The sequence below is a fragment of the Acidovorax sp. LjRoot204 genome (assembly GCF_056175785.1).
In genome coordinates, this window is the sequence record NZ_JBGFFF010000331.1 from 1 (window position 1) to 1,510 (window position 1,510).

2 protein-coding genes and 1 pseudogene are annotated in these 1,510 nt (G+C 64.4%); 2 read left to right on the forward strand and 1 reads right to left on the reverse strand.

What is annotated here, in order from left to right; all coding sequences use genetic code 11:
• Positions 1-154: pseudogene (locus AC04MI_RS25090) on the forward strand (DUF4148 domain-containing protein); the annotation flags it as partial.
• Between the two features lie 106 nt (positions 155-260).
• Here AC04MI_RS25090 and AC04MI_RS25095 read toward each other — a convergent pair.
• Entirely contained in the window at positions 261-773 is a 513-nt protein-coding gene (locus AC04MI_RS25095) for a GNAT family N-acetyltransferase (protein ID WP_436075463.1), read from the reverse strand.
• Positions 774-885: 112 nt separating this feature from the next.
• Here AC04MI_RS25095 and AC04MI_RS25100 point away from each other — a divergent pair.
• Positions 886-1,510 (forward strand): thymidylate synthase (locus tag AC04MI_RS25100; RefSeq protein ID WP_476499035.1); only part of this gene is annotated, 625 nt, incomplete at its 3' end.

Consider the following 1,510-nt stretch of genomic DNA (forward strand, 5'->3'; position numbering starts at 1 on the left):
AGCCTCTACCGTGGCCCAAACACGCAGCATCGAACCCGCTGGTTCGCGTGTCGTGACCTACAAGTCGACCGCCGACCGTGCTGCAGTGCGCGCCGCAGCGGCCGAAGCCGTGCGCACCGGCAGGATCCCATCGGGCGAAATCAGCGCGATGTAAGAACGCGGACCTTCCCGGGTGGCGGCCTCTCACTGTTGTGGACATGTGCCCCCGGACTCTCAGAAAGGGCTCCCATGTGGGAGCCCTTTTTGCATTGGCAACAAGCTCAGGCCACCAGCGTCTTGAACATCACATGGGCATCGACATAGCCCAGCGCGTGGTGCCGGAAGGCCCCGGCCAGCGTGCCCACGATCGCAAAGCCCAAGTGCTGCCACAGTCGCACGGCGCGCACGTTGCTGGCTACCACCAAGTTGAACTGCATGGCCCGAAAGCCCATGACCACAGCCTGCTGCTGGGAGTGCTCACACATCAACGAGGCCACGCCCTGCCCCTGYGCGGCCGGCGCCACCACGTAGCCACAGTTGCACACATGGGCGCCCTGCCCAGGCTGATTCGGCTTGATGAAGTAGGTGCCCAGAATCTCCCCGCCCACGCCCAGGGCGACAAAGGTCGCAGCAGGCAGCTCTACCCAGGCTTTGTGGATCTCGGCATCGGTGCTGTCGGGGGCAAACGCATACGTGTCTCCCGCCTGGAAGGTGGTGCGCAGGATGGGCCATACGGCGGGCCAGTCGGCGGCCTGGAGGGGGCGGATGGTGACGGGGGTATCGGAAGTCGTCATGGGAAGTGCAGTGGATGGATGGCGAGTCTGGCATTCTCCCGCTCCGCATAAAATCCGCCGTCGGCAACGGCCACCCCTTGATGGCGGCGCCCTACCCTGAGTGATCCATCCCATGACCCAGCCTTCTGCTGCCCCGGCAGCTCCTGCCTTGCCCGCCCGCCCCGTGCGCTCCCAGTACGAAGATTTCATGCGCCATGTGTTCACCCACGGCGTGGACAAGTCGGACCGCACCGGCACCGGCACCAAGAGCGTGTTCGGCCACCAGATGCGGTTTGACCTGAAGGAAGGTTTTCCGCTGGTCACGACCAAGAAGGTGCACCTCARGTCCATCATYCAGGAGCTGYTGTGGTTCCTSACSGGCTCCAGCAACAACAACTGGCTSAAGGAGCGCGGCGTSACCATCTGGGACGARTGGGCGCGCGAGGACGGCGACCTGGGCCCSGTGTAYGGCGTGCAGTGGCGCAGCTGGCCGACGCCGGACGGCGGSCACATCGACCAGATCWSCGAMGTCATCMARACSCTSAAGACCAACCCCGAYTCGCGCCGCATCATCGTGAGCGCMTGGAACGTGGCCGAGCTSYASAAGATGGCGCTCATGCCSTGCCAYGCYTTCTTYCAGTTYTACGTAGCCCCGGCGCAAGAGCCCGGCGGGCGTGGCACGCTGTCTTGCCAGCTGTACCAGCGCAGTGCAGACATCTTTCTGGGTGTGCCGTTCAACATCGCCAGCTATGCGCTGC